22 protein-coding genes, 1 tRNA gene and 1 pseudogene are annotated in these 25,482 nt (G+C 63.3%); 7 read left to right on the forward strand and 17 right to left on the reverse strand.

From position 1 onward, the window contains the following. From ACWGS9_RS30940 to rpsL, 4 genes and pseudogenes are all read right to left on the reverse strand, one after another. Positions 1 to 77: pseudogene (locus ACWGS9_RS30940) on the reverse strand (GTP-binding protein); the annotation flags it as partial. 65 nt (positions 78 to 142) lie between these two features. Further along, positions 143 to 2,233 (reverse strand): elongation factor G, encoded by a 2,091-nt coding sequence (fusA, locus tag ACWGS9_RS30945; RefSeq protein WP_454508811.1) that lies wholly within the window; start codon positions 2,231 to 2,233, stop codon positions 143 to 145. Positions 2,234 to 2,262: 29 nt separating this feature from the next. Further along, entirely contained in the window at positions 2,263 to 2,733 is a 471-nt protein-coding gene (rpsG, locus tag ACWGS9_RS30950; RefSeq protein WP_027170372.1) for a 30S ribosomal protein S7, read from the reverse strand. A 9-nt stretch (positions 2,734 to 2,742) separates the two neighbouring features. Further along, positions 2,743 to 3,114 carry a 30S ribosomal protein S12 gene (gene rpsL, locus ACWGS9_RS30955; RefSeq protein ID WP_006202128.1) on the reverse strand — a complete coding sequence of 124 codons (372 nt, stop codon included), beginning with the start codon at positions 3,112 to 3,114 and terminating at the stop codon, positions 2,743 to 2,745. Between the two features lie 137 nt (positions 3,115 to 3,251). Between rpsL and ACWGS9_RS30960 the strand changes: the two genes are divergently transcribed. The 3 genes from ACWGS9_RS30960 to ACWGS9_RS30970 all read left to right on the forward strand — a co-directional run bounded on the left by ACWGS9_RS30960 (position 3,252) and on the right by ACWGS9_RS30970 (position 4,872). After that, complete coding sequence (locus tag ACWGS9_RS30960; protein ID WP_454508812.1) at positions 3,252 to 3,590, forward strand: hypothetical protein; 339 nt, start codon at positions 3,252 to 3,254, stop codon at positions 3,588 to 3,590. Continuing rightward, entirely contained in the window at positions 3,577 to 3,858 is a 282-nt protein-coding gene (locus tag ACWGS9_RS30965; protein WP_095818142.1) for a transcriptional regulator, read from the forward strand. The genes ACWGS9_RS30960 and ACWGS9_RS30965 overlap by 14 nt, the downstream gene beginning before the upstream one ends. A gap of 84 nt (positions 3,859 to 3,942) precedes the next feature. After that, positions 3,943 to 4,872, forward strand: a complete 930-nt coding sequence (locus tag ACWGS9_RS30970) for a Gfo/Idh/MocA family protein (protein ID WP_454508813.1) — start codon at positions 3,943 to 3,945, stop codon at positions 4,870 to 4,872. 33 nt (positions 4,873 to 4,905) lie between these two features. On the opposite strand, the gene ACWGS9_RS30975 is transcribed toward ACWGS9_RS30970, so the two are convergent. The 9 genes from ACWGS9_RS30975 to secE form a co-directional block, all read right to left on the reverse strand. After that, positions 4,906 to 5,571, reverse strand: coding sequence for an O-methyltransferase (locus ACWGS9_RS30975; RefSeq protein WP_454508814.1), 666 nt, complete (start codon positions 5,569 to 5,571; stop codon positions 4,906 to 4,908). Positions 5,572 to 5,768: 197 nt separating this feature from the next. After that, positions 5,769 to 9,965, reverse strand: coding sequence for a DNA-directed RNA polymerase subunit beta' (gene rpoC / locus ACWGS9_RS30980; RefSeq protein WP_454508815.1), 4,197 nt, complete (start codon positions 9,963 to 9,965; stop codon positions 5,769 to 5,771). A 130-nt stretch (positions 9,966 to 10,095) separates the two neighbouring features. Then, entirely contained in the window at positions 10,096 to 14,232 is a 4,137-nt protein-coding gene (gene rpoB / locus ACWGS9_RS30985) for a DNA-directed RNA polymerase subunit beta (RefSeq protein ID WP_454508816.1), read from the reverse strand. Between the two features lie 268 nt (positions 14,233 to 14,500). Continuing rightward, positions 14,501 to 14,881, reverse strand: coding sequence for a 50S ribosomal protein L7/L12 (gene rplL, locus ACWGS9_RS30990; RefSeq protein WP_320311059.1), 381 nt, complete (start codon positions 14,879 to 14,881; stop codon positions 14,501 to 14,503). 54 nt (positions 14,882 to 14,935) lie between these two features. Continuing rightward, positions 14,936 to 15,454, reverse strand: a complete 519-nt coding sequence (rplJ, locus tag ACWGS9_RS30995) for a 50S ribosomal protein L10 (RefSeq protein WP_320311058.1) — start codon at positions 15,452 to 15,454, stop codon at positions 14,936 to 14,938. A gap of 369 nt (positions 15,455 to 15,823) precedes the next feature. Next, positions 15,824 to 16,522: a 50S ribosomal protein L1 gene (gene rplA, locus ACWGS9_RS31000; RefSeq protein ID WP_320214045.1), complete on the reverse strand. Its 699-nt coding sequence runs from the start codon at positions 16,520 to 16,522 to the stop codon at positions 15,824 to 15,826. A 4-nt stretch (positions 16,523 to 16,526) separates the two neighbouring features. Then, positions 16,527 to 16,955 carry a 50S ribosomal protein L11 gene (gene rplK, locus ACWGS9_RS31005; RefSeq protein ID WP_042642146.1) on the reverse strand — a complete coding sequence of 143 codons (429 nt, stop codon included), beginning with the start codon at positions 16,953 to 16,955 and terminating at the stop codon, positions 16,527 to 16,529. Between the two features lie 166 nt (positions 16,956 to 17,121). Further along, a complete protein-coding gene (nusG, locus tag ACWGS9_RS31010; RefSeq protein ID WP_140807964.1) occupies positions 17,122 to 17,649 on the reverse strand; it encodes a transcription termination/antitermination protein NusG in 528 nt (175 codons plus the stop codon). A 26-nt stretch (positions 17,650 to 17,675) separates the two neighbouring features. Beyond that, positions 17,676 to 17,879, reverse strand: a complete 204-nt coding sequence (gene secE / locus ACWGS9_RS31015; RefSeq protein WP_320214101.1) for a preprotein translocase subunit SecE — start codon at positions 17,877 to 17,879, stop codon at positions 17,676 to 17,678. A 413-nt stretch (positions 17,880 to 18,292) separates the two neighbouring features. Here secE and ACWGS9_RS31020 point away from each other — a divergent pair, with 413 nt between their 5' ends. The 4 genes from ACWGS9_RS31020 (at position 18,293) to ACWGS9_RS31035 (ending at position 22,628) form a co-directional block, all read left to right on the forward strand. Continuing rightward, entirely contained in the window at positions 18,293 to 18,730 is a 438-nt protein-coding gene (locus ACWGS9_RS31020; RefSeq protein WP_454508817.1) for a MarR family winged helix-turn-helix transcriptional regulator, read from the forward strand. Positions 18,731 to 18,808: 78 nt separating this feature from the next. Continuing rightward, positions 18,809 to 19,309: a (2Fe-2S)-binding protein gene (locus tag ACWGS9_RS31025; RefSeq protein ID WP_454508822.1), complete on the forward strand. Its 501-nt coding sequence runs from the start codon at positions 18,809 to 18,811 to the stop codon at positions 19,307 to 19,309. Continuing rightward, on the forward strand, positions 19,306 to 20,295 hold the full coding sequence (locus ACWGS9_RS31030) for an FAD binding domain-containing protein (protein ID WP_454508818.1): 990 nt from the start codon (positions 19,306 to 19,308) through the stop codon (positions 20,293 to 20,295). The genes ACWGS9_RS31025 and ACWGS9_RS31030 overlap by 4 nt, the downstream gene beginning before the upstream one ends. Continuing rightward, positions 20,292 to 22,628, forward strand: a complete 2,337-nt coding sequence (locus ACWGS9_RS31035; protein WP_454508819.1) for a xanthine dehydrogenase family protein molybdopterin-binding subunit — start codon at positions 20,292 to 20,294, stop codon at positions 22,626 to 22,628. Before ACWGS9_RS31030 ends, ACWGS9_RS31035 begins: the two co-directional genes overlap by 4 nt. Positions 22,629 to 22,683: 55 nt before the next feature. Here ACWGS9_RS31035 and ACWGS9_RS31040 read toward each other — a convergent pair. The 4 genes from ACWGS9_RS31040 to ACWGS9_RS31055 form a co-directional block, all read right to left on the reverse strand. Next, a tRNA-Trp gene (locus ACWGS9_RS31040) sits at positions 22,684 to 22,759 on the reverse strand. A gap of 148 nt (positions 22,760 to 22,907) precedes the next feature. After that, positions 22,908 to 23,393 (reverse strand): group II truncated hemoglobin, encoded by a 486-nt coding sequence (locus ACWGS9_RS31045; RefSeq protein ID WP_454508820.1) that lies wholly within the window; start codon positions 23,391 to 23,393, stop codon positions 22,908 to 22,910. Positions 23,394 to 23,480: 87 nt separating this feature from the next. Continuing rightward, positions 23,481 to 25,085: a COG3904 family protein gene (locus ACWGS9_RS31050; RefSeq protein ID WP_454508821.1), complete on the reverse strand. Its 1,605-nt coding sequence runs from the start codon at positions 25,083 to 25,085 to the stop codon at positions 23,481 to 23,483. Between the two features lie 220 nt (positions 25,086 to 25,305). Beyond that, positions 25,306 to 25,482: EF-Tu C-terminal domain-related protein (locus ACWGS9_RS31055; RefSeq protein ID WP_454508015.1), on the reverse strand; the 177-nt coding region annotated here is incomplete at its 5' end.

Genomic DNA, 25,482 nt, shown 5'->3' on the forward strand with positions numbered 1-25,482 from the left:
GTCTTGCCATGATCGACGTGGCCGATCGTGCCAATGTTCACATGCGGCTTGGTGCGCTCGAATTTACCTTTTGCCATGTGATCTCTCCATTCCTGCTTGCCCGTGCGGGCCTTGAATTAAGGTCTCGTGCAACCCGCTCGAGTTACGCGTATTTCTTCTGAACTTCCTGGGCGACAGCGGTCGGAACCGGCTCGTAGTGGTCGAACTGCATCGTGTACTGGGCGCGGCCCTGCGACATCGAACGCAGATTGTCGACGTACTTGAACATGTTGGCCAAAGGCACCATCGCGTTGATGACGACGGCAACGCCGCGCGCTTCCTGACCCTGGATCTGACCACGACGGCCGTTGAGGTCGCCGATGACGCCGCCGACATAGTCTTCCGGCGTCACGACCTCGACCTTCATGATCGGCTCCAGAAGCTGCACGCCGAGGCGCGGAGCGGCTTCCTTGAAGCAGGCGCGGGAGGCGATTTCGAACGCCAGCACCGAGGAGTCGACATCGTGGAAGGCCCCATCGATCAGCGTCGCCTTGACGCCGATCATCGGGAAGCCGGCGAACGGGCCGGAACCCATGACGCTGTTGATGCCCTTCTCGACGCCCGGGATGTATTCCTTCGGAACCGCACCGCCGACGATCTTGGACTCGAACACGAACTCTTCGCTCTCGGTGTTCGGCTCGAAGACGATCTTGACGCGAGCGAACTGGCCGGTACCGCCGGTCTGCTTCTTGTGCGTGTAATCCTGCTCGTGCGTGCGGGTGATCGTCTCGCGATAAGCCACCTGCGGCGCGCCGACATTGGCCTCCACCTTGAACTCGCGGCGCATGCGGTCGACGATGATGTCGAGATGCAGTTCGCCCATGCCGGCGATGATGGTCTGGCCGCTTTCCTCGTCGGTCTTGACGCGGAAGGACGGATCCTCGGCCGCCAGGCGATGCAGCGCGAGGCCCATCTTTTCCTGGTCGTTCTTGGTCTTCGGCTCGATGGCGATCTGGATGACCGGATCGGGGAATTCCATGCGCTCTAGGATGACCGGATGCAGCGGATCGCAGAGCGTATCCCCGGTGGTCGTGTCCTTGAGGCCCGCCAAGGCAACGATGTCGCCGGCGTAAGCTTCTTCGACGTCGGCGCGCGAGTTCGCATGCATCTGGAGCATGCGGCCAATGCGCTCCTTCTTGCCCTTCACGGTGTTGTCGACCGACACGCCCTTGGCGAGCTTGCCCGAATAGATGCGGGCAAAGGTCAGCGAGCCGACGAACGGGTCGTTCATGATCTTGAACGCCAGCATCGACAGTGGCTCGTTGTCATCGGCATGACGCTCGATCTCGGCGTCGGTCTTGGCGTCGACGCCCTTGATGGCCGGAACTTCGGCCGGCGACGGCAGGTAGTCGACGACTGCGTCGAGCAGCGGCTGCACGCCCTTGTTCTTGAAAGCCGAGCCGCAGAACATCGGGAAGAACTTCACCGCGATGGTGCCCTTGCGGATCAGCGCGCGGATTTCGTCATTCGACGGCATCTTGCCTTCGAGGTAGTTCTCGAGCGCGGTCTCGTCCATCTCGACGGCGGCTTCGATCATCTTCTCGCGGTACTGCTCGGCCTTGTCCTTGAGGTCGGCCGGGATCTCGACAACATCCCAAGCAGCGCCAAGGGTTTCATCGCGCCAGACGAGCGCGTTCATCTCGACGAGGTCGACAACGCCCTTGAACTCGGTCTCGGCGCCGATCGGCAGCTGCATGACGACGGCCTGCGCGCCGAGGCGCGAACCGATCATTTCCTCGGAGCGGTAGAAGTCGGCGCCGATCTTGTCCATCTTGTTGCAGAAGATCATGCGCGGCACGTGGTACTTGTCGGCCTGGCGCCACACGGTCTCGGTCTGCGGCTCCACGCCGGCGTTGGCGTCGAGCAGCGCGATGGCGCCGTCGAGCACGCGCAGCGAGCGCTCGACTTCGATGGTGAAGTCGACGTGTCCGGGAGTGTCGATGATATTGAAGCGGCGCATCTTGCCATCGCGACCCTTCCAGAAGGTCGTGGTCGCAGCCGAGGTGATGGTGATGCCGCGTTCCTGCTCCTGCTCCATCCAGTCCATGGTGGCGGCGCCGTCATGGACTTCGCCGATCTTGTGCGACTTGCCCGTGTAATACAGGACGCGCTCGGTCGTCGTCGTCTTGCCGGCGTCGATATGCGCCATGATACCGAAATTGCGGTAGTCTTCGATCTTGTATTCGCGGGCCATGGGAGGTGCCTCTCAGTCTCGTTCGCGCTTTACCAGCGGTAGTGCGCGAAGGCGCGGTTGGCTTCTGCCATCTTGTGGGTGTCTTCACGCTTCTTGACGGCCGTGCCGCGGTTGTTGGCTGCGTCCATCAGCTCGCCCGAAAGGCGGTCGACCATGGTGGTCTCGTTGCGGTTGCGCGCGGCGGCGATCAGCCAGCGGATGGCCAGCGCCTGACGGCGCTCGGGGCGCACATCGACCGGAACCTGGTAGGTGGCGCCGCCGACACGACGCGAGCGCACTTCCACATGCGGCGCGACATTGTCGAGCGCCTGGTGGAAGACGGTGACAGGCTCCTGCTTGGTCTTGGCCTGGACCTGGTCCAGCGCGCCGTAGACGATGGTCTCGGCAACCGACTTCTTGCCGTCATACATGACGGCGTTCATGAACTTGGTGACGATCAGATCGCCGAACTTGGGGTCCGGATTGATCTCACGCTTTTCTGCACTGTGACGACGGGACATGGGAAACCCTTACTTCGGACGCTTGGCGCCGTATTTCGAACGACGCTGCTTGCGGTTCTTCACACCCTGCGTGTCGAGCACGCCGCGGATGATGTGGTAGCGGACGCCCGGCAGATCCTTGACGCGGCCGCCGCGGATCATGACCACCGAGTGTTCCTGGAGGTTGTGGCCTTCGCCGGGGATGTAGCCGATCACCTCGAAACCGTTGGTCAGGCGAATCTTGGCCACCTTGCGCAGCGCCGAGTTCGGCTTCTTCGGCGTCGTGGTGTAGACGCGCGTGCAGACGCCCCGCTTCTGCGGGTTCTGCTGCATGGCCGGGACCTTGTTGCGCTTCACCGGCGCCAGGCGCGGCTTGCGGATCAGCTGGTTGACGGTAGGCATTAAACCCTCTTGTCTCTCAATTCCGTGTCTGCCCTGTCAGGGCCGCTCAAAGCGTCATTTCCATACGCGAATTCGGGCAAAACACCGCGTCTCGCGGTCCTGCCCGAACAAATTGCAGAGGAAGCGGAAGCCGCTTCATGCGCGCCGGAAATGTCTTTTCGCTCGTAAAACGAACCCTGTTTGAGACAAACTCCAAAGCGCGTCGCTTCGGAAAGGCTGGTCTCACATCGGCTCTGACGTGGCGGCTTCTACTCGTAAGGCCATTGCCCGTCAACCCCGGAACGGCAAATATTGCGGCCAATTCGGGGCTGGGCAGCCATGCGCAAAACGCATGTAATTTTCTTGCGTCTTTTTTCGAGAGCGAGGAAGAAAGTGACCGGCTTGCGGCTGTCTTCGACGCCGGCTTCGTGCCAAAAGGCGGCTTAGGCCGGGACAATCTCCCGGCAAACGAGGAATCAGCCCGTGAACGACAATGAAGAAAGGCCCGTCACCATCATCACCGGACGGGTCTGGCGCAAGAAAGGCGGCAAGCCGGAGGGCGTGCATGTGATGCTGGTAGCGCCCGACGATGATTCTGCCGTGCGCCGCGCGCTCGAATCGCTCGCCGCGGAAGGATTCGCGGAGGCCGAGCTCGACCAGATCGGCGACATGGAGGGCGAGCCCGACGAGGAGCCGCATCTGTCGGCCTATCAGGGCGCGCTCGAGGGCGAGGTCTCGATCGTCACCTTCGACGAGCCGCTCTGATACCGCGCGGCGCGACAGCCCTTCCCCTGTTCAACCGCAAACGCTCCCACCTAGAACAGTCACTCTTCCTTTTCCGGAGTTCCCATGACCAGCAGTCCTATCAAGCTCGGCATCGTCGGCGTGGGAAAGATCGTCCGCGACCAGCACCTGCCGGCGGTCGCCAAGGATGGCAATCATCAGCTTATCGCCGCCGCCAGCCGCCACGGCAAGGTCGACGGCATAGCGAACTATCCCGGCATAGAAGCGATGCTTGCGGCCGAACCTGGCCTCGAGGCGGTGTCGCTCTGCATGCCGCCGCAGTTCCGCTACGACGCCGCGCGCACCGCGCTGGAAGCGAAGAAGCACGTGTTCCTCGAAAAGCCGCCGGGCGCCACGGTCAGCGAGGTCGAGCACCTCAAGGCGCTTGCCGAAAAGAACGGCGTCTCGCTCTTTGCCAGCTGGCATTCGCGCTATGCGCCGGCGGTGGAGGCCGCGCGCGTTTTCCTCGCCTCGGCCAAGCTGAGTTCGGCCGCCATCAACTGGAAGGAAGACGTGCGCCGTTGGCATCCTAACCAGGAATGGATCTGGGAGCCGGGCGGCTTCGGCGTGTTCGATCCCGGCATCAACGCGCTGTCGATCGCCACCCACATCCTGCCGCCGATGTTCATCACCTCGGCCGTGCTTGATTTTCCCGGGAACCGCGCGGCACCGGTCGCGGCGCATGTCGCTTTCCGCACCTCGACCGGCTTGCCGGTGACAATGGATCTCGACTGGCTGCAGACCGGCCCGCAGAGTTGGGACATTGTCGCAGACACCGACAAGGGCAAGATGGTGCTGTCGGGCGGCGGCGCGAAGCTCGCCATCGACGGCAAGATCGTCCACGACGATCCGGAAGCCGAATATCCGATGCTTTACAAGCGCTTCGCGGAGATCGTTCGCGCAGGCGTTTCCGATGTCGATCTCGCCCCGCTGCAGCACGTCGCCGATGCATTCATGCTGGGCAAGCGCAACGTGGTCGAGGCGTTCTTCGATTAGGCTGTGGAGCGGCGAGCGGCGACGGTCGTCGCCTCATTCGACGAGCGCAATCGCAAACCCATCATAGCCCTTGGCGCCGACGGTCTGGATGGCGGTGCCGTCCAGCCGCTTGTCGCTGCCAATGAAGGAAAAGGCGGCGCGCGCGCCTTCGACATAGGCGTCACGCCCATCTTCCTTGAGCACCATGCCGTCGCGGATGACATTATCGCAGACGATGACCGTGCCTGAGCGCGACAGCTTCATCGCCCAGGCGAGATAGTTAGGGTTGTTCGGCTTGTCGGCATCAATGAAGATCAGGTCGAACGGACCGGCATTTTCGTTTCCCAGCGCCGCAAGCGACTGAAGCGCGGGACCGACCCGCAGGTCGATCTTGTCGGAAACCCCTGCCCGCTCGAAGTTCGAACGCGCGACCTTGGCGTGGTGCGGATCGAGCTCCAGCGTCACGATCTTGCCGTCCGCCGGCAATCCCCTTGCCATCCAGATGGTCGAGTAGCCGCCAAGCGTGCCGACCTCCAGCACCTTCTTCGCGCCCCGGATACGCACCAGCAACGACAGCAACTTGCCCTGCGCGGCCGAGACATCGATCGCCGGCAGGCCTTGGTCGCGGTTGGCCGCCAGCGTGGCGTCCAGCACGGGGTCCGCTTCGAAAAGAGAGGAAACGATGTAATCGTCGACAGCCGTCCAGGTCTTGCTGCTCATAGCTTTTCCTCGTTCGTGAAGTTAGATCAGGATGACGGCTAGTGGAGCCGTCATCCTGATCCAGTTTCTTTGTTGGAGTGATCTTTTCCGAAAACCGATGCCCACTTTTTGCTGCGCTGACCTTCGGTTCGGGATTATGCTCTGAAACGCGAAAAGGGGCCGCGTGGGCCCCTTTTCCTTTTCTCGTTTCATGCCGCTTACTGCGCGGCGTTGACCATGTCGGTCAGCATCGGCTCGGCGACCTCGACACCGGAGGCCTTGCGGCGCTCGTCGATGATGAGTTCGTCGCGCGAGGTGGCGATGCGCCGGATCTGGCTCATCGTGCCGCCGGTGCCGGCCGGGATCAGACGGCCGACGATGACGTTTTCCTTCAGGCCCTGCAGCATGTCGGTCTTGCCGGCGACCGCCGCCTCGGTAAGCACCCTGGTCGTCTCCTGGAAGGAGGCGGCCGAGATGAAGGACGGCGTCTGCAGCGAGGCCTTGGTGATGCCCAAGAGCACCGGCTGGCCTTCGGCCGGCTTCTTGCCGTCCTCGACCAGGCGATCGTTGACCTCTTCCAGTTCGATCACGTCGACATGGTCGCCCGGAATGTAGGTCGAGTCGCCCTGGACGGTGATCTCGACCTTCTGCAGCATCTGGCGAACGATCACCTCGATGTGCTTGTCGTTGATCGACACGCCCTGCAGACGGTAGACTTCCTGGATTTCGTTGACGAGGTAGGAGGCGAGCGCCTCCACGCCCTTGATCGCCAGGATGTCGTGCGGCGCCGGGTTGCCGTCGAGGATGTAGTCGCCCTTCTCGATGACGTCGCCGTCCTGGAGATGGAACGGCTTGCCCTTCGGGATCAGATACTCGACAGGCTCGAGCGTCGAGTCATGCGGCTCGATGATGATGCGGCGCTTGTTCTTGTAGTCGCGGCCGAAGCGGATCGTGCCATCGATCTCGGCGATGATGGCGTGATCCTTCGGACGGCGAGCCTCGAACAGTTCCGCAACACGCGGCAGACCACCGGTGATGTCCTTGGTCTTGGCGCTTTCCATCGGGATACGCGCAAGCACGTCGCCCGGACGGACATGCGCGCCCGGTTCGACCGAGAGGATTGCCTCGACCGAGAGCAGGAATCGTGCATCGCCGCCCTTCGACAGCTTACCGACCTTGCCCTTGGCGTCCTGGATGACGATCGAGGGCTTCAGGTCGCTGCCGCGCGGCGTCGAACGCCAGTCGATGACCTCACGCTTGGTGATGCCGGTCGACTCGTCGGCCGTCTCCTGAACGGAGATGCCGTCGACGAGATCCTCGAACGCCACCCTGCCCTCGATTTCGGTGAGGATCGGGCGGGTATAGGGATCCCACTCGGCGATACGCTGGCCGCGCTTCACCTTGTCGCCATCGTCCACGAAGATACGCGAGCCATAGGCGACGCGGTGCGTGGCGCGCTCCTTGCCGGTCTCATCGAGGATGAGCACCGCCATGTTGCGGCCCATGACCATCTGCTGGCCTTCCGAGTTGCGCACCACGTTGCGGTTGCGGATCTGCACCTTGCCCTCATAGGAGGCTTCAAGGAACGAGGAATCCACCACCTGCGCCGTGCCGCCCATGTGGAAGGTACGCATGGTGAGCTGGGTGCCCGGCTCGCCGATCGACTGCGCCGCGATGACGCCGACGGCCTCGCCCTGGTTGACGGGGGTGCCGCGAGCCAGATCACGTCCGTAGCAGACGGCGCACACGCCGGTCCTGACCTCGCAGGTCAGCGCCGAGCGAATACGGATCGACTGCACGCCGGCCTTTTCGATCTGCTCCACATCGCGCTCGTCCATCAGCTTGCCGGCCTTGACCAGCAGGTCGCCGCTGACCGGATGGTTGATATCGTCGAGCGCGGTGCGGCCCAGCACGCGCTGGCCGACCGAGGCAACGACCTGACCGGCATCGACGATCGGCTGCATGGTGAGGCCCTTGTCGGTGCCGCAATCCACGGAGTTGACGATGCAGTCCTGCGCGACGTCGACGAGACGACGGGTGAGGTAACCCGAGTTCGCCGTCTTCAAGGCGGTGTCGGCCAGACCCTTGCGGGCGCCGTGGGTCGAGTTGAAGTACTCGAGCACGGTGAGGCCTTCCTTGAAGTTCGAGATGATCGGCGTCTCGATGATTTCACCCGAGGGCTTGGCCATCAGGCCGCGCATGCCGGCGAGCTGACGCATCTGGGTGGGCGAACCGCGCGCACCCGAATGCGACATCATGTAGATCGAGTTCATCGGCTTCTGACGGCCGTTGTCCTCGAACTCCACCGCCTTGATGCGCGCCATCATCTCGTCGGCGACCTTTTCCGAGCACTTGGCCCAGGCGTCGACGACCTTGTTGTACTTCTCGCCCTGCGTGATCAGGCCGTCATTGTACTGCTGCTCGTATTCCTTGGCCAAAGCCTCGGTGTCTGAGACCAGCTTCAGCTTGGTATCCGGGATCAGCATGTCGTCCTTGCCGAACGAAATGCCGGCACGGCAGGCATGGGCGAAGCCGAGCGCCATGATGCGGTCGCAGAAGATGACCGTCTCTTTCTGACCGCAGTGGCGGTAGACGGTGTCGATCATCTTGGAGATGTTCTTCTTGGTCATCTCCTGGTTGGCGGTCTCATACGGCACGTTGACGTTCTTCGGCAGAAGCTCGCCGATGATCATGCGGCCAGGCGTGGTGTCGTAGATCTTCGACACGACGTTGCCATCGGCGTCGACGGTGCGGAAGCGGCCCTTGATCTTGGCGTGCAGCGTCACGGCCTTGGTCTCCAGCGCATGCTGGAGCTCGCCCATGTCGGCAAACACCATGCCTTCGCCCGGCTCGTTCTGGTTGACGATCGAGAGGTAGTAGAGACCGAGAACCATGTCCTGCGACGGCACGATGATCGGCGCGCCGGAGGCCGGGTGCAAGATGTTGTTGGTCGACATCATCAGCACGCGGGCTTCGAGCTGCGCTTCCAGCGACAGCGGCACGTGGACCGCCATCTGGTCGCCGTCGAAGTCGGCGTTGAAGGCGGTGCAGACCAGCGGATGCAGCTGGATCGCCTTGCCTTCGATCAGGATCGGCTCGAACGCCTGGATGCCGAGGCGGTGCAGCGTCGGCGCGCGGTTCAAGAGCACCGGATGCTCGCGGATGACCTCGTCAAGGATATCCCAGACTTCCGGACGCTCCTTCTCGACCAGCTTCTTGGCCTGCTTGACGGTCGAGGAGAAACCCTTGGCGTCGAGGCGGGCATAGATGAAGGGCTTGAAGAGCTCGAGCGCCATCTTCTTCGGCAGGCCGCACTGATGCAGCTTGAGCTCCGGACCGGTCACGATGACCGAGCGGCCGGAATAGTCGACGCGCTTGCCGAGCAGGTTCTGGCGGAACCGGCCCTGCTTGCCCTTCAACATATCGGACAGCGACTTCAGCGGACGCTTGTTGGCGCCGGTGATGACGCGGCCGCGACGGCCGTTGTCGAACAGCGCATCGACGGCTTCCTGCAGCATGCGCTTTTCGTTGCGCACGATGATGCCGGGGGCGCGCAGCTCGATCAGCCGCTTCAGGCGGTTGTTGCGGTTGATGACGCGGCGGTAGAGGTCGTTGAGATCGGACGTGGCGAAACGGCCGCCGTCCAGCGGGACAAGCGGGCGCAGGTCCGGCGGGATCACCGGAACCACCTTCATGATCATCCATTCCGGACGATTGCCGGATTCCATGAAGTTTTCCACGACCTTGAGCCGCTTCAGGTACTTCTTCTGCTTGAGCTCGGACGTGGTCGAAGCCAGCTCCGAACGCAGGTCGCCGGCGATCTTCTCCAGGTCCATGCCTGCAAGCAGGTCATGGATGGCCTCGGCGCCGATCATGGCGGTGAAGCTATCCTCGCCATACTCGTCGACGGCAAGCATGTACTCTTCCTCGCTGAGGAGCTGGTTCTCCTTCAGCGCGGTGAGGCCGGGCTCGGTGACGATGTAGTTCTCGAAGTAGAGCACGCGCTCGATGTCCTTGAGCGTCATGTCGAGCAGCGTGCCGATGCGCGAGGGCAGCGACTTCAGGAACCAGATATGGGCGACGGGAGCGGCGAGCTCGATATGGCCCATGCGCTCGCGGCGAACGCGCGACAGCGTGACTTCGACGCCGCACTTTTCGCAGATGACGCCCTTGTACTTCATGCGCTTGTACTTGCCGCACAGGCACTCATAGTCCTTGATCGGGCCAAAAATGCGCGCGCAGAACAGGCCGTCACGCTCCGGCTTGAAGGTGCGGTAGTTGATGGTCTCCGGCTTCTTGATCTCGCCGAACGACCAGGACAGAATCTTCTCTGGGCTGGCAAGCGAGATCCGGATGGAATCGAACACCTGCGCAGGCGCCTGCGGGTTGAAGAGATTCATGACCTCTTGGTTCATGCCGTTCTCCTTTTCGGGGTCCTCGATAACCCCTTGCATCGATCGCGGACGAAATGTCCGCAGACTGGCCGGTCAAACCGGCCGAAAGGTTTGAAGGGCGCGCCGCGTCTTAGAGCGGCGCGCCATTGCCTTATTCGGCAGCGTCGGGCAGGCGCGTCTGGTTCTCTTCAACCTGGGTATTCTCCAGCTCCACATTGAGACCCAGCGAGCGCATCTCCTTGACGAGAACGTTGAAGCTCTCCGGGATGCCCGCCTCGAACGTGTCGTCGCCGCGCACGATCGCCTCGTAGACCTTGGTACGGCCGGCGACGTCGTCCGACTTCACCGTCAGCATTTCCTGCAGCGTGTAGGCGGCGCCGTAGGCTTCGAGCGCCCAGACCTCCATTTCGCCGAAGCGCTGGCCGCCGAACTGCGCCTTGCCGCCCAGCGGCTGCTGGGTAACGAGCGAGTACGGACCGATCGAACGCGCGTGGATCTTGTCGTCCACCAGGTGATGCAGCTTGAGCATATAGATATAGCCCATCGTCACCTTGCGATCGAACGGCTCGCCGGTGCGGCCGTCATAAAGCTGCGACTGACCGCTGGTGTGCAGGCCAGCCTGCTCCAGCATGGTGTTGATGTCGGCTTCATGGGCGCCGTCGAACACCGGGGTCGCAATCGAGACGCCGCGGCGCATCTGTTCGCTCAGGCGAACGATGCTCTCGTCGTCGTAGCTGCGCACCGGCTCGTTACGGTCATTGGCAGGCATGAAGCTTTCGAGCGTCTTGCGCAGCGGCTTGATGTCGCCGCCCGCCTTGTACGCGTCGATCAGCTCGCCGATCTTCCTGCCCATGCCGGCGCAAGCCCAGCCCAGATGCGTTTCCAGGATCTGGCCGACATTCATGCGGCTCGGCACACCCAGCGGGTTGAGCACGATATCGGCATGCGTGCCGTCCTCGAGGAAAGGCATGTCCTCGACCGGAACGATGCGCGACACGACACCCTTGTTGCCGTGACGGCCGGCCATCTTGTCGCCCGGCTGCATCTTGCGCTTCACCGCCACGAAGACCTTGACCATCTTCATGACGCCCGGAGGCATTTCGTCGCCGCGCTGCACCTTCTCGACCTTGTCCATGAAGCGCTGCTCGAGCGCCTTCTTGGACTCGTCATACTGGCCGCGCAGGGCCTCGAGCTCACTCTGGAGCTTTTCGTTCTCCACGGCGAACTGCCACCACTGCGAACGCGGATACTCGTCGAGCGTGTCCTTCGACAGCTTCGAGCCCTTCTTGAAGCCCTTCGGTCCGGCAATCGCCTCCTTGCCGACCAGCACGTCGGAAAGACGCGCATAGACGTTGCGGTCGAGGATCGCCTGTTCGTCGTCGCGGTCCTTGGCCAGACGCTCGATCTCCTCGCGCTCGATCGCCATGGCGCGCTCGTCCTTCTCCACGCCGTGGCGGTTGAAGACGCGCACTTCGACGACCGTGCCGAAGGTGCCCGGAGGCATGCGCATGGAGGTATCGCGGACATCCGAGGCCTTCTCGCCGAAGATGGCGCGCAGAAGCTTTTCCTCCGGCGTCATCGGGCTTTCGCCCTTCGGCGTGATCTTGCCGACCAGGATGTCGCCCGGCTGCACTTCAGCACCGATATAGACGATGCCGGCTTCGTCGAGGTTCTTCAGCGCCTCTTCCGAAACGTTCGGGATGTCGCGCGTAATTTCCTCCGGCCCGAGCTTGGTGTCGCGCGCCATGACCTCGAACTCCTCGATGTGGATCGAGGTGAAGACGTCGTCGGCCACGATGCGCTCGGAGAGCAGGATCGAGTCCTCGTAGTTGTAGCCGTTCCACGGCATGAACGCGACGAGCACGTTGCGGCCGAGCGCCAGATCGCCGAGCTCGGTCGACGGACCGTCGGCAATGATGTCGCCCTTGTTGACGCGGTCGCCCATGCGCACCAGCGGACGCTGGTTGATGCAGGTGTTCTGGTTCGAACGCTGGAACTTCATCAGCCGGTAGATATCGACGCCGGACTTGCCGGGATCGAGATCTTCCGTGGCGCGGATGACGATACGGGTGGCGTCCACCTGATCGACCACGCCGCCGCGGCGGGCGCCGATGGCCGCGCCCGAGTCACGGGCGACGACCGGCTCCATGCCGGTGCCGACGAACGGAGCCTCGGCGCGCACCAGCGGCACGGCCTGACGCTGCATGTTCGAGCCCATCAGCGCGCGGTTGGCGTCGTCGTTCTCGAGGAACGGGATGAGCGCCGCCGCAACAGACACCATCTGCTTCGGCGACACGTCCATCAGGTCGACGTTTTCACGCGGCGCCATCATCACTTCGCCGGCATTACGGCAAATGACGAACTCGTCGACAAAGCCGCCATTCTTGTCGAGCTCGGCGTTGGCCTGCGCGACATAGTGCTTGGCCTCTTCCATCGCCGACAAATAGACGACCTCGTTGGTCAGCTTGCCGCCCACGATCTTGCGGTACGGGCTTTCGATGAAGCCGTACTTGTTGACGCGCGCGAAAGTGGCGAGCGAGTTGATCAGGCCGATATTCGGGCCTTCCGGCGTCTCGATCGGGCAGATGCGGCCGTAATGCGTCGGGTGCACGTCGCGCACCTCGAAGCCGGCGCGCTCGCGGGTCAGACCGCCCGGTCCAAGCGCCGACAGGCGACGCTTGTGGGTGATCTCCGACAGCGGGTTGGTCTGGTCCATGAACTGGGACAGCTGCGAGGAGCCGAAGAACTCGCGCACGGCGGCTGCCGCCGGCTTGGCGTTGATCAGGTCCTGCGGCATGACCGTGTCGATCTCGATCGAGGACATGCGTTCCTTGATCGCGCGCTCCATGCGCAGCAGGCCGACGCGGTACTGGTTCTCCATGAGCTCGCCGACCGAGCGCACGCGGCGGTTGCCGAGATTGTCGATGTCGTCGATCTCGCCCTTGCCGTCGCGCAGCTCGACCAGCGTCTTGACCACGGCCAGGATGTCTTCCTTGCGCAGCACGCGCACGGTGTCCTCGGCCTTGAGCTCGAGGCGCATGTTCATCTTGACGCGGCCGACGGCCGACAGATCGTAGCGCTCGCTGTCGAAGAACAGCGAGTTGAACATGGCTTCGGCGGTTTCCAGCGTCGGCGGCTCGCCCGGGCGCATGACACGGTAGATGTCGAACAGCGCGTCCTGGCGGCTCTCGTTCTTGTCGACGTTGAGCGTGTTGCGGATATAGGCGCCGACATTGACATGGTCGATGTCCAGAATCTGGATCTCGTCCTCGCCGGTGCCGAGCAGCACCTTCAGCGTCTTGTCGTCGATCTCGTCGCCTGCCTCGAGGAATATCTCGCCGGTGGCGTAGTTGACGATGTCCTCGGCGAGGTAGTTGCCGAGCAGATCCTCGTCGGTCGCCTTGATGGCCTTGAGACCCTTCTCGCCAAGCTGGCGGGCCTGGCGGGCGGTGATCTTCTTGCCTTGCTCGACGACGATTTCGCCGGTGTCGGCATCAACCAGATCGCCGACTGCCTTGAGGCCGCGGAAGCGCTCGACGTTGAACGGAATGCGCCAGTGGTCGCCGGCGCGCTTGTAGGTGACCTTGTTGTAGAAGGTCGACAGGATCTCTTCGCCGTCCATGCCGAGCGCCATCAACAGCGACGTCACCGGAATCTTGCGGCGACGGTCGATGCGGGCGTGCACGACGTCCTTGGAATCGAACTCGATGTCGAGCCACGAGCCGCGGTACGGGATGACGCGTGCGGCGAACAGAAGCTTGCCCGACGAGTGCGACTTGCCCTTGTCATGGTCGAAGAAGACGCCCGGCGAACGGTGCATCTGGGAGACGATGACGCGCTCGGTGCCGTTGACGATGAAGGTGCCGTTCGACGTCATGAGCGGCATGTCGCCCATATAGACGTCCTGCTCCTTGATGTCCTTGATCGACTTCGCGCCGGTATCCTCGTCGATATCGAACACGATGAGGCGCAGCGTCACCTTGAGCGGCGCGGCATAAGTCAGGTCGCGCTGACGGCACTCGTCAACGTCGAATTTCGGTGCCTCGAACTCATACTTCACGAACTCCAGCATAGAGGAGGCGGAAAAGTCGGAGATCGGGAAGACCGACTTGAAAACAGCCTGCAGCCCTTCGTCCGGACGGCCGCCCTTGGGCTCGTCCACCATCAGGAACTGGTCATAGGATGCCTTCTGAACCTCGATGAGGTTCGGCATCTCCGCAACTTCCGGGATCTTTCCGAAGAACTTGCGTACGCGTCTGCGGCCATTGAAAGTCTGGGTCTGGGCCATCGTCGCTCCTTAGCTCTGAACTCGGGGCGAACCTCGCCGTGGTTCGCCTTGCATGCCGAGCCACCTGGGCGGCGGCTCTCTGTCTGTTCTCCGGCTGCCCTTGCCAATTGCGTGGCGGCTGCCGGCTAAAACGGGACAAAACCCGTTTCCTGAGGGCCGGTCCGCGGCCCTCAGGAAAGAGGTTCTCGTCTGTTCTCGCGCTACGCGTTCTCCCCTGCACGGCAAGGGAGTGGCGGACGGCGCGAGGCCGCCCGCCGCTTGATACGCCTTACTTCAGCTCGACCTTGGCGCCAGCTGCTTCCAGCTGAGCCTTGAACTTGTCGGCGTCAGCCTTGGAAACGCCTTCCTTGACCGGCTTCGGAGCCGCTTCGACCAGGTCCTTGGCTTCCTTGAGGCCAAGGCCGGTGATGGCGCGGACTTCCTTGATGACGTTGATCTTCTGGGCGCCGGCGTCGGCGAGAACGACGTCGAATTCCGTCTTCTCTTCAACCGGAGCAGCAGCAGCGGCACCAGCGCCGCCAGCAGCGGCGACCGCCACCGGAGCAGCAGCCGAAACGCCCCACTTCTCTTCCAGGAGCTTCGACAGCTCGGCCGCCTCGAGGACGGTCAGCTTCGAAAGGTCGTCTACGATCTTTGCCAGATCAGCCATTGTTGTATTCCTTTACTTGGTTCGAACGTGTGTTGTTGACAGCGAGGAACGGCCTCATGCCGCCTCGTCCTTCCGGGCGTAAGCGCCGATGACACGCGCGACCGAAGCCGCGGGCGCATTGACGATCTGGGCAATCCGGGTTGCCGGCGTGGCGATCATGCCAACCAGCCTGGCGCGCAGCTCGTCGAGCGACGGAAGTGTGGCGAGTGCCTTCACACCGTCGGCGTTGAGCGAGGTCGAGCCCATCGCGCCGCCGAGAATGATCAACTTGTCATTCCCCTTGGCGAAATCGGACGTGACCTTCGGCGCCGCAACCGGATCCTCCGAATAAGCGACCAGCGTCTGTCCCTTGAACAGATCGATGATCGATGCGGAGTCCGTGCCCTGAAGAGCGATCTTGGCGAGACGGTTCTTCGCGACTTTGACGGTGCCACCGGCAGCGCGCATTTTCGACCGAAGGTCGTTCATTTGCGCCACGGTGATACCGGCGTAGTGGGCCACGACGACTGAACCCGCGTTTCCGAACGCTTCGTTCAGGCCCGTGACGAGTTCGCGCTTTTCCGCTCTGTCCACTGCCTATCTCCAGTTGACCCCTGCCTCATTTCCGAGGTCAGAAGTCGGGTTGCCTTTTGCCGGCCGGGCCATCCAAATCCTGGATCTCCCGAACGGCGCTCGAGGATCCTGCCCCCTTTCGCCACATCGACGGCCAAGCCGGCGATGCGCTGACAAAAGGCAAACACGGTTCGAACCTTTCATTGGAGCTTTCCGCTCCTTTGTTGGGTCTTCACCCGTCTCATGCAGGCCCACATGAATTAAGGCTTTTGGGCCGCCTGCAATCTCGGACAGGATATCCGGAAACCTTTCGGCTTCCGGGTACCGGGCCGCCGACGGATCGGCGGCCCGGAATTCTTTTGCGATCGGCGTTGGCCGACCGGATGACACTTACGACGCGGCGAGCGTCGCGAGGTCGAGCTTGAGGCCCGGGCCCATCGTCGAGGTGACGGACACCTTCTTGACGTAGTTGCCCTTGGCGCCGGTCGGCTTGGCCTTGTTCACCGCGTCGGCGAAGGCCCGCACATTCTCTTCCAGCGCCTTGACGTCGAACGAGACCTTGCCGACGCCGGCCTGGACAATGCCGGCCTTCTCGACGCGGAACTCGACGGCGCCGCCCTTCGAAGCCTTGACGGCCGCGGCCACATCGGTGGTCACGGTGCCGACCTTCGGGTTCGGCATCATGCCGCGCGGGCCGAGCACCTTACCCAGACGGCCGACCAGCGGCATCATGTCCGGGGTGGCGATGCAGCGATCGAAATCGATCGTGCCCTTCTGGACGATGTCGACCAGGTCCTCGGCGCCAACGATATCGGCGCCGGCGGCCTTGGCTTCCTCGGCCTTGTCGCCACGGGCGAACACGGCGACACGCACGGAGCGGCCGGTGCCGTTCGGCAGGTTGACCACGCCGCGGACCATCTGGTCGGCATGACGCGGATCGACGCCGAGATTCATCGAGATCTCGACGGTCTCGTCGAACTTCACCTTGGACCGGTCCTTGAGCAGCTGCAGCGCTTCGGAGAGCGCATAAGCCTTGTTCGGATCGATGCCTTCGCGGCTCTTGGCAACACGCTTTGCAATCTTTGCCATGATCTTAGCCCACCACTTCCAGGCCCATCGAGCGGGCGGAGCCCTCGACCATGCGCATGGCCGCCTCGACGTCGTTTGCGTTCAGGTCCTTCATCTTCTGCTCGGCGATCGCGCGCACCTTGTCGCGGCTGATCGTGCCGACCTTGGTCTTGCCCGGCTCCTTGGAGCCCGACTTCAGGTTGGCGGCCTTCTTCAGGAAGTAGCTCACCGGCGGCGTCTTCATGACGAAGGTGAACGACTTGTCCTGGTAGTAGGTGATGACGACCGGGATCGGCGATCCCTTCTCGAGCTCCTGGGTCTGCGCGTTGAACGCCTTGCAGAATTCCATGATGTTGATGCCGCGCTGACCAAGCGCCGGGCCGATCGGGGGCGACGGCGTGGCCGAGCCCGCGGCAACCTGGAGCTTGAGCTGGCCTGCAACTTTCTTAGCCATCTCTATTCCTGCCTTTTCTCATGCCGGCCCCACGATCTGGGAACACCGGCGGTTGCAGTCTGGTGGTGCGGTTCCGACGGCCGGCTGTGCCGCCTTCGCCTCCCACCCGCTCATGCGGCGCTTCAAGCAACCGCTCCTGACACCTGTCGGCGCAGGGTTTTCCGGATCAGCCCTTTTCGACTTGTCCGAATTCCAGATCGACAGGCACGGCGCGCCCGAAGATCGAAACTTCCACCTTGAGGCGGGCACGCTCCTCGTCCACCTCCTGGACGACGCCGTTGAACGACGCGAACGGACCATCCGAAACGCGGATCGCCTCGCCGATCTCGAAGGTGACCGAGGGCTTCGGCCGCTCGACGCCTTCCTGGACCTGGTTCAGGATGCGCTGCGCCTCTGCCTCGGTGATCGGCACCGGCTTGGAGTCCCCCAGGAAGCCAGTGACCTTCGGCGTGTTCTTGACCAGCGAGAAGACAGCGTCGGTCAGGTTGGCCTTCAGAAGCACATAGCCCGGGAAGAACTTGCGCTCGGCATCAACCTTGCGGCCACGGCGGATCTCGACGACCTTCTCGGTCGGGACCACGATCTGCTCGATCTCGCCGGACAGGCCCTTCTGCTTGGCCTTGTTCTCAATATCCTCGGCGACCTTCTTCTCGAAGTTCGAATAGGCGTGGACGATATACCAGCGCGCAGTCATTTCACGACCTCTCCGTAATCGCCGAATTAATGCCCGAGGCCCAGAATCTTCTCGATCGCATAGCCCATGGCTATGTCGGCGGTGAAGAAAAAGATCATCGCGATGACCGCGAACACGAGCACCATCACCGTCGAGATCATGGTTTCGCGCCGCGAAGGCCATGTCACCTTGGCCGTCTCCGCGCGAACCTGCTGGAGAAAGGTGAAGGGGTTGGTGGTTTTCGAAGCCATGTGCCGCCTGTTTTCAAGACCCGTTGGCCGGGCCTCCTGGATGATCCCGCTGGCCGGGACGTACCGCCTGGGCTCTGTGCGGCGCCGAATCAGCACCACCATTGCACCCACGCAAATCAGACGCGTAAAGCCGGCTTCCCAGCTCCACGCGTCGCGTGTCTGTTCCGTCTACATAAAACCGATTCTCAATCCACGCAAGTGGCAAGCGTCCGCTTTATGTTCTAACGCCGCCTCGGAACCATCCAGTCGTCCCGTCCCGGCTATGCGGGGGCTTATGCCCTAATTCACGCCATATGGCAAGCCGCCCGGCGATTTTCAAATACCGGGCTGGGTTTTGCGTCATGTGGACGCGGCCAGGCGGCATCGCCGCGCATCGCTTGGCATCCATGCCTGTGGCATGCTTTCTTGGAGCGATGACCGAGCCGACGCAAGAACAGGTTGAGCAGCTTACCATTGCCTTCGAGCGCTTCACGCGCCGGTTCAAGGTAGCCGAAGCCGTGGCGGCGGCGGAGAACGCACTTAACGCGCTCGACGCTCAAACGCTGGTCTTCATCTGCGACAATGCCGGATGCGGGGCGGCGGACGTCGCCCGCTATCTCGATGTCGCGCCGACGACCATGTCCTCGGCCATCGACAGGCTTGTGCGCAAGGGACTGGTCGAGCGCCGCAGGCCGGAAGAGAACCGCCGGACGGTAGCCCTCACCGCCACGGCAAAGGGCGTGCAGGTGGTCGGCGATCAAAAAGCCGGCTACCGCAACGCCTGCATAGCGATGCTCAGGTCGCTCGACGCGAGCGAACAACAGGAATTGATCCGACTTACCGAGAAAATCGCAGATACGAAAGTTGAATAGTACGAATTTCGTACTATTATGATGGTAGGCTCGCCGGCTTTCCGCTGCCGGTCCTGAATGGAGACGCCTGTGACCATCATGATCAACGGATCCGATTATCCCGTTCCAGACGATGCGCGCGTGTCGCTGCTCGACATGTTGCGCGAACGGCTTGGCCTAACCGGCACGAAGCTCGGTTGCAACCAGGGTGCCTGCGGCGCCTGCACCGTGTTGCTGGACGGCGAGCGGGTGCTGTCCTGCCTCACGCTCGCGGCGCAGGCCGAGGGGCGCGATGTTCGCACGATCGAAGGGCTGCAGGGACCAGACGGTGGCCTTCACCCCCTGCAACAGGCTTTCATCGAGCATGACGGCCTCCAGTGCGGCTATTGCACTCCGGGCCAGATCTGCTCGGCGATCGCCATGGCGCGGGAGTTGCGGCGCGGCGATCCAAGTCACGTGACTGCCGATCTCGCCGCAGGCCCGGTCCGGCCGACCCGCGAGGAAATCCGTGAGCGCATGAGCGGCAATCTGTGCCGTTGCGGAGCGCATAACGGCATTGTCGAAGCGATCGAGGAAATGCTTGCTGGAGAGCCGGCATGACGCCCTTTGCATTTCGTATCGCACGCGATCGTGCGGAAGCCCTGTCGCTTGGCGCTGCCGGCGGCGCGCGGTTCATCGGCGGGGGTACCAACCTCGTCGATCTGCTCAGGCAGAATGTCGAGTCTGCTTCCGAACTGGTCGATGTCAGCCGCCTCGCCGCCGACATTCAGGAGGCCGCTGGCGGCGCGCTGCTCATCGGCGCATCGATGAAGAACAGCGTTTTAGCCGCGCAGCCGCTGATCCGCGCACGCTATCCGATGCTGTCGCGCGCGCTGCTCGCCGGTGCCTCGGCGCAGATCCGCAACATGGCGACGGTCGGCGGCAACATCATGCAGCGGACGCGCTGCGCCTACTTCTACGATGTGGACGGAGCGCGATGTAACAAGCGGCAGCCCGGTGGTGGCTGTGACGCGATCGGCGGGTTCAACCGCTACCACGCCATTCTGGGTGCGTCGAACGACTGCGTGGCGACCCATCCCTCGGACATGTGCGTGGCGCTTGCCGCGCTCTCGGCGGTGGTGCATCTCGCCGGCCCCGCTGGTGAGCGAACGGTGCCGCTCGCCGAGTTCCACGCCTTGCCCGGCGCCAGTCCACAAATCGAGACTGTCTTGCAGCCCGGGGAGATGATCACCGCGGTAGAGCTTCCGCCCGCGACCCCCGCAATGGCGAATTCCGAGTATCGCAAGGTCCGCGACCGTTCGAGCTATGCATTCGCCCTGGTTTCCGTGGCGGCTGGCCTGGACGTGGTCGAGGGCAAGGTCGCCGAGGTTCGGATCGCGCTTGGCGGCGTGGCCGCAAAGCCATGGCGCGCCACGCGTGCGGAGGTTGCGCTTCGCGGATTGCCGGCAACGCGGGCAAACTTCCACGCCGCGGCAGAAGAGGAACTGGCCGAGGCGCGGCCGCTCGAAGGCAATGCGTTCAAGATCGGCCTGGCGCAGCGCACGATCGCCGCCGTCCTTGAATCGCTGGCAGGAGACCCCGCATGAGCAAGCTGCAGAATGCCCTCGTCGGCGGAGTCCGCACGGTGCTGGGCCGCGTCCCCGCAAGCTGGCTGCCCGGCGGCACGCCGGATCCGATCATCCAGAAGCGCGCGACGCTGGGAACCCAGCAGCCGCGGATAGACGGTCCGGACAAGGTGCGCGGCGCGGCCCGCTTCGCCGCCGAAGTGACGATGGAGAACCTGCTCCATGCCGCCTTTGTCCATTCCACCATCGCGCGCGGCAAGATCGTCGAGCTCGATGTTTCCGCCGCCGAAGCCGCTCCGGGGGTCGCGCTGGTGATGACATATCGCAACGCGCCGAAGATGTCGGTGCCTCCCGCGATCGGCATCACCAATCTAAAGGCGGCAGGCAACCATACGCTTCCGGTGATGCAGGACGCCGAAATCCGGTGGAACGGACAGGCGGTGGCCGTCATCCTGGCCGAAACCCGCGAACAGGCCGAACATGCCGCCACGCTGGTCCGGATTCGTTACGATGCCCAGCCGTCACGCACGCGGTTCGAGGACGGCAAGAAAGTTGCAAGCACGCCGGACTCGATCCTGATCGAACGGAACCGGGTCGACAAGGGAAACGCCAGAAAGAAGCTGGCCGAAGCGGCGTACAAGGTGGATGCGGTCTACAGGACGCCGTGGCAGAGCCACAATCCGATCGAACCGCACGCCGCTACGATCGCCTGGCAGGACGGACGGCTGATCGTTCACGACACGACGCAGATGATCCACGCCACGGCGGGGTCCCTGGCGAAGGTGTTCGGGCTGAAAGAGGCGGATGTCTTCGTCAGTTCACCCTTCGTCGGCGGTGGCTTCGGCGCAAAGGGAATGTGGGATCATCAGATCGTTGGCGCCGCCGCGGCGAAGCTCGCCGGGCGACCGGTGCGCGTCAGGCTTTCGCGGGCGAGCATGCACCGCCTTGTCGGCGGTCGCACCCAGACCGAGCAGCGCGTCGCTCTGGGGGCCGGTGCCGATGGAAAGCTCACCGCCCTGTTGCACCATGGTTATGCTACCAAGCCGAAGCACAGCATATGCGACGAAGGCTTCAGCCTCACCGGGCGATCGCTCTATGCGTCCGGAAGCTTCGACATCGTTCAGCACCATGTCGATCTCGACCTCGTGGCCAACTCTTTCATGCGTGCTCCCGGAGAGGCTCCGGGAACTTTCGCGATCGAATGCGCGATGGACGAACTCGCCCATGAGCTCGGGATGGACCCGGTCGAGTTGCGGCGCCGCAACGTCGCTTCCTGCGATCCGATCAGCGGCGCTCCCCATTCGCAGAGCGCCGTGATGACCGCGTACGACATGGGTGCCGAGCGCATTGGTTGGGCGCTGCGCGCCCCCGCGCCTCGCGCACGGCGCCAAGGGGAATGGCTGATCGGCATGGGCTGCGCGGGCGGAACCTTCCCTTTCGCCCGCATGCCCGGCACGTCCGCGCGCATCACCCTCGACGCTGGCGGTCGCGCGCATGTCGCAAGTGCCGCGCAAGAGATGGGAATGGGGACCGCGACCGTGCAACGCCAGCACGCCGCGGACCGGCTCGGCCTGCCGCTCGACAGCGTCTCGGTGACCATCGGCGACTCCTGCCTGCCCTTCGCCAGCTTCGCCGGCGGATCGTCCCAGACAGCCTCGCTCGGCGCGGCTATCAGTGCAGCGAGCGGCAAGCTTGCAGCCGAGTTGTTGCGCCTCGCCGGCAACGACACGCCGCTGGCGGGGCTCAGGGTGAGCGAGGTCGAATTCGCCGACAGCGGGCTGCGCAGCATCGACGACCCTTCGCGGTACGAGAGCTTCGCTTCGATCTTTCGCCGCTCCGGGCGCGACGAGCTCAGCGTCACGGGCGAAAGCGGCGCGCCGCTGGAGATGCTCAAATTCTCCATGCACAGCACATCGGCCATCTTCTGCCATCTGCGCGTGAGCGAGGTTACCGGGGAAATTCGGATCGATCGCCTGGTCGGCGCCTTCGATTGCGGCCGCATTCTCAACGCGAAAACAGCCACCAGCCAGTTCAAGGGCGGCATGATCATGGGGCTGGGAATGGCGCTGGCGGAAGAGACGCTGCTCGATGAGCGGAGCGGCCGGATCATCAGCACGTCGCTGGCTGACTACCATGTGCCGGTGCATCTGGACGTGCCGCAGATCGATGTGCTGTGGACCGACATCCCCGACCCGCGCACGCCGATGGGCGCGCGCGGCATCGGCGAGATCGGTACGACCGGCGTGGCCGCGGCCGTTGCCAACGCGGTGTTCAATGCCACCGGTATTCGCGTGCGCGACCTGCCCATCACCCTCGACAAGCTGGCCGCCAATACAATTCAGGGAAAAGTCTGAGCGATTCCCGTCCGGAACTTTCACGAAAACGCGGCGACCGTCGCCCTCTGATGGATGGCACGGGCAGCAGGGCTCGAACCTACGACCTGCGGTTTTGGAGACCGCCGCTCTACCAACTGAGCTATGCCCGTGTATGCGCGTTTTTGCGCGCAGGCGCTTCCTAAAAGCTTCCGGGCACTCTGTAAAGAGCACTCGCATGCCGTTTTAGAACCATTGCCGGAAATCTGGATTCCATTTGCGCCGGCAACGGATCGCGCTCACGGAACGACCCGCCCGCGCCTACGGCTTCCCGGCCGGCGGCTTATACGGTCCGCCCGGCACGCCCCAGCCCCAGGCCGGCATCGGCTCGGTCTCGGGATCGCAGGTCTCGCCGAGATTCGAGTTCATCTTCGCCAGCCGCGATCCCCATTCGACGTAACCCATGAAGGCGGAGCGGAACTCGGGATCATCCGGCAGGCCGACCTCATCCGCCGAGTCGGCAAGGAGATTGATCCAGCGGCGGCGCTGCTCTTCGGTCAGGTGCTTGCCGAGATGATGCATCACCATCTCGCGGTGGCCGCCATGCCTTTCGCTATAGGTCTTCGGCCCGCCGAAGACCTCGCCGATAAAGGCGGCGACATGCGCCGGATGGTCCGGCGACATGTGCTTGAACACCGGACCGACGATCGGATCCCGCGCCACCCTGTCATAGAAGGTCCGCGTCAGCCGGTTGAGCGCCTCGCTGCCCCCGGCCCATTCATGCAAAGTCGGAATACCCTCGCGCATCGCCGATCCTCCGTTGTCGGTGGTCGCAAAGGATAGCGGAAGCCCTGCCCGCCTCAACCTGCCCCCATGGCCAGTGCGAGAATAGGATTACAATTTCGCCGGCGCCTTTGCCTCGGCATCGGCGGCCGGAAGAACCCGGCAATTGTCCGGCCTGGGCGCGGATCTGCAAATGGTGGCGCCCGTCAGCGCGTCCACGGATTGCGGACCGGTCGTCAGTCCGAATTTCTGCAGTTCGTCCCGGCTGAGTTCCCTGTGCTTCGCATATTCGGCCGACTGCATCGCGACGAAAAAGCCCGAGCCGATCGCCATCTCGTCGAGATACGCCCTGACCTTCTTTTCCATGCCCATGGAATGCACCAGGAAATGCGCATCGGCGCCAACCAGGCGTCTGACGCCGCCGGCGATCATCACCGCGCAGGCGGCGTCGCATTCGGCGCCTGCATCGACGGTGAGGCCGGTATGGAGACCGTCGGTTGCGACGACCCCCACGGTGCCCGGATCGCAATCGAGAAAATCCGTTCGGGCGACCGCGACATCCAACCCGCGCTCGCGGATCAGCCGGCCCGCGGCAAGCGCGGCCTGCACATCTCCACCCGGCGAGTTGATTACGACGGGCAACCGGCGCTCACGGACCGTATCGAGCAGCTGGCGCAACTTGTCGGCAGTGCCTGCGGCGATCGTGCCTTCCGCCGAAATCCATTCCGGACAATCGGGATTGCAAAGCGGATTGCTGCCGCGAACAAGAACGAAGCGCATCTCCTGTTCCTGGGCCTCGGGCGCGGGAGCCGGGGCAATGGGAGAAGGCACGACCGCCGCGACAGCGGCCGGCTTGCCGTTCGCCGGCACCTCCCGGCAATTCATCGGCACCGGGTCATGTTGGCAAATGGTCCTCTCGGTCAGCAAATCGAGCGAATCGAGGCTGGTGACGAGCTTCATCTCCAGCATGTCTTCGGGCTCGATCTGCCTGATGTCGCTGGCAGGCGTCGCCTTCATCACGCCCAGCACGCCCTGTTCGACGCCCATCTCCTTCAAATAACCCGACAGCCGCTTCTCGACCGCCTTGCTCATCTCATAGGTCTTGTAACTGCCGGCATTCTTGCGGCTGACGATCTCGGTGCTGATGATCTTCTTCTTACCGTTCACAATGCGATAGGTCGTGCGGTAGAGCAGCTTCTCGCGCCGGAAGGTGGTGGTGATCTGGTGGACGCCGAGATAGGCCCATTCACCAACGACGCGGCGGATGCCGCCGGCAAACATCAGCGGGCACGCCGAGTTGCACATCGCGCCGCTGTCGTGGGCAACGCCGAAATAGGGAGCAACACCGGAAAAGGACTGGCCTTTGCCGTCATTGTCCCGGCAATTCTTCATCGCCGGCGAGCAGCCGGAAAACTCCGTAATGCCGACCGCGATATCGAGCTTGTTCTTGCGGACCATGCGGCCAAGCTGAAGCGCGGCATCGACGTTGCCGCCGGGAGAATCGACGACGATCGGCAGTTGCCGCCCGCCGAGCGCCTTCAGCAGCCGCCTGAGCAGCATCGGCGTGCCCGCGTCGATCGTCCCTTCGGCTGAAATCCATTCCGGGCAGTTCGGCTCGCAGCCCGGCGCGCTGCTGCGCACGACCACGAAGCGCATCGTCGGACCGTAGTCCGGCGGTTCTTCCTTTGCGGCGGCACCGAAGGCGGCCAGCCCCATGGCAGCGGCCAATCCCAGGCGCAGCAGTCCGCGCCAGCACCGTATGGTCTTAGGACGGAATGTGGAAACCACGTCTGGCAAGCCCTTGGGTACAACCCATACTAGTTGCGGCGACGACGGTTGCAACAGAATTGAAAAAGTCCTGGCAATACTGTTTCCAAAACTAAAAGGGCGGCCCGAAGACCGCCCTTCCTTGTCGAACCGGCGATAGCCGGATCGATTATTCCTTGATTGTGACGACGATGCCGGCACCGACGGTGCGGCCGCCTTCACGGATGGCGAAGCGCAGCTTCTCTTCCATCGCGATCGGCACGATCAGTTCGACGTCGACGGTGATGTTGTCGCCAGGCATGACCATTTCGGTGCCGGCAGGCAGCGTCACGATGCCCGTCACGTC

It is taken from the genome of Mesorhizobium sp. Arg314 (assembly GCF_053714275.1).

Bases quoted from the DNA above. Each gene is read 5' to 3' on its own strand.
- ACWGS9_RS31035 (WP_454508819.1), top strand. From the start codon at position 20,292: ATGAGCAAGCTGCAGAATGCCCTCGTCGGCGGAGTCCGCACGGTGCTG.
- ACWGS9_RS31020 (WP_454508817.1), top strand. From the start codon at position 18,293: ATGACCGAGCCGACGCAAGAACAGGTTGAGCAGCTTACCATTGCCTTC.
- ACWGS9_RS30970 (WP_454508813.1), top strand. From the start codon at position 3,943: ATGACCAGCAGTCCTATCAAGCTCGGCATCGTCGGCGTGGGAAAGATC.
- fusA (WP_454508811.1), bottom strand. From the start codon at position 2,233: ATGGCCCGCGAATACAAGATCGAAGACTACCGCAATTTCGGTATCATG.
- rplK (WP_042642146.1), bottom strand. From the start codon at position 16,955: ATGGCTAAGAAAGTTGCAGGCCAGCTCAAGCTCCAGGTTGCCGCGGGC.
- rpsG (WP_027170372.1), bottom strand. From the start codon at position 2,733: ATGTCCCGTCGTCACAGTGCAGAAAAGCGTGAGATCAATCCGGACCCC.
- rplA (WP_320214045.1), bottom strand. From the start codon at position 16,522: ATGGCAAAGATTGCAAAGCGTGTTGCCAAGAGCCGCGAAGGCATCGAT.
- ACWGS9_RS31045 (WP_454508820.1), bottom strand. From the start codon at position 23,393: ATGCGCGAGGGTATTCCGACTTTGCATGAATGGGCCGGGGGCAGCGAG.
- secE (WP_320214101.1), bottom strand. From the start codon at position 17,879: ATGGCTTCGAAAACCACCAACCCCTTCACCTTTCTCCAGCAGGTTCGC.
- ACWGS9_RS31030 (WP_454508818.1), top strand. From the start codon at position 19,306: ATGACGCCCTTTGCATTTCGTATCGCACGCGATCGTGCGGAAGCCCTG.
- ACWGS9_RS31050 (WP_454508821.1), bottom strand. From the start codon at position 25,085: ATGGGGCTGGCCGCCTTCGGTGCCGCCGCAAAGGAAGAACCGCCGGAC.
- rplL (WP_320311059.1), bottom strand. From the start codon at position 14,881: ATGGCTGATCTGGCAAAGATCGTAGACGACCTTTCGAAGCTGACCGTC.
- ACWGS9_RS31025 (WP_454508822.1), top strand. From the start codon at position 18,809: ATGATCAACGGATCCGATTATCCCGTTCCAGACGATGCGCGCGTGTCG.
- nusG (WP_140807964.1), bottom strand. From the start codon at position 17,649: ATGACTGCGCGCTGGTATATCGTCCACGCCTATTCGAACTTCGAGAAG.
- rpsL (WP_006202128.1), bottom strand. From the start codon at position 3,114: ATGCCTACCGTCAACCAGCTGATCCGCAAGCCGCGCCTGGCGCCGGTG.
- ACWGS9_RS30975 (WP_454508814.1), bottom strand. From the start codon at position 5,571: ATGAGCAGCAAGACCTGGACGGCTGTCGACGATTACATCGTTTCCTCT.
- rpoB (WP_454508816.1), bottom strand. From the start codon at position 14,232: ATGGCCCAGACCCAGACTTTCAATGGCCGCAGACGCGTACGCAAGTTC.
- rpoC (WP_454508815.1), bottom strand. From the start codon at position 9,965: ATGAACCAAGAGGTCATGAATCTCTTCAACCCGCAGGCGCCTGCGCAG.
- ACWGS9_RS30960 (WP_454508812.1), top strand. From the start codon at position 3,252: ATGCGCGCCGGAAATGTCTTTTCGCTCGTAAAACGAACCCTGTTTGAG.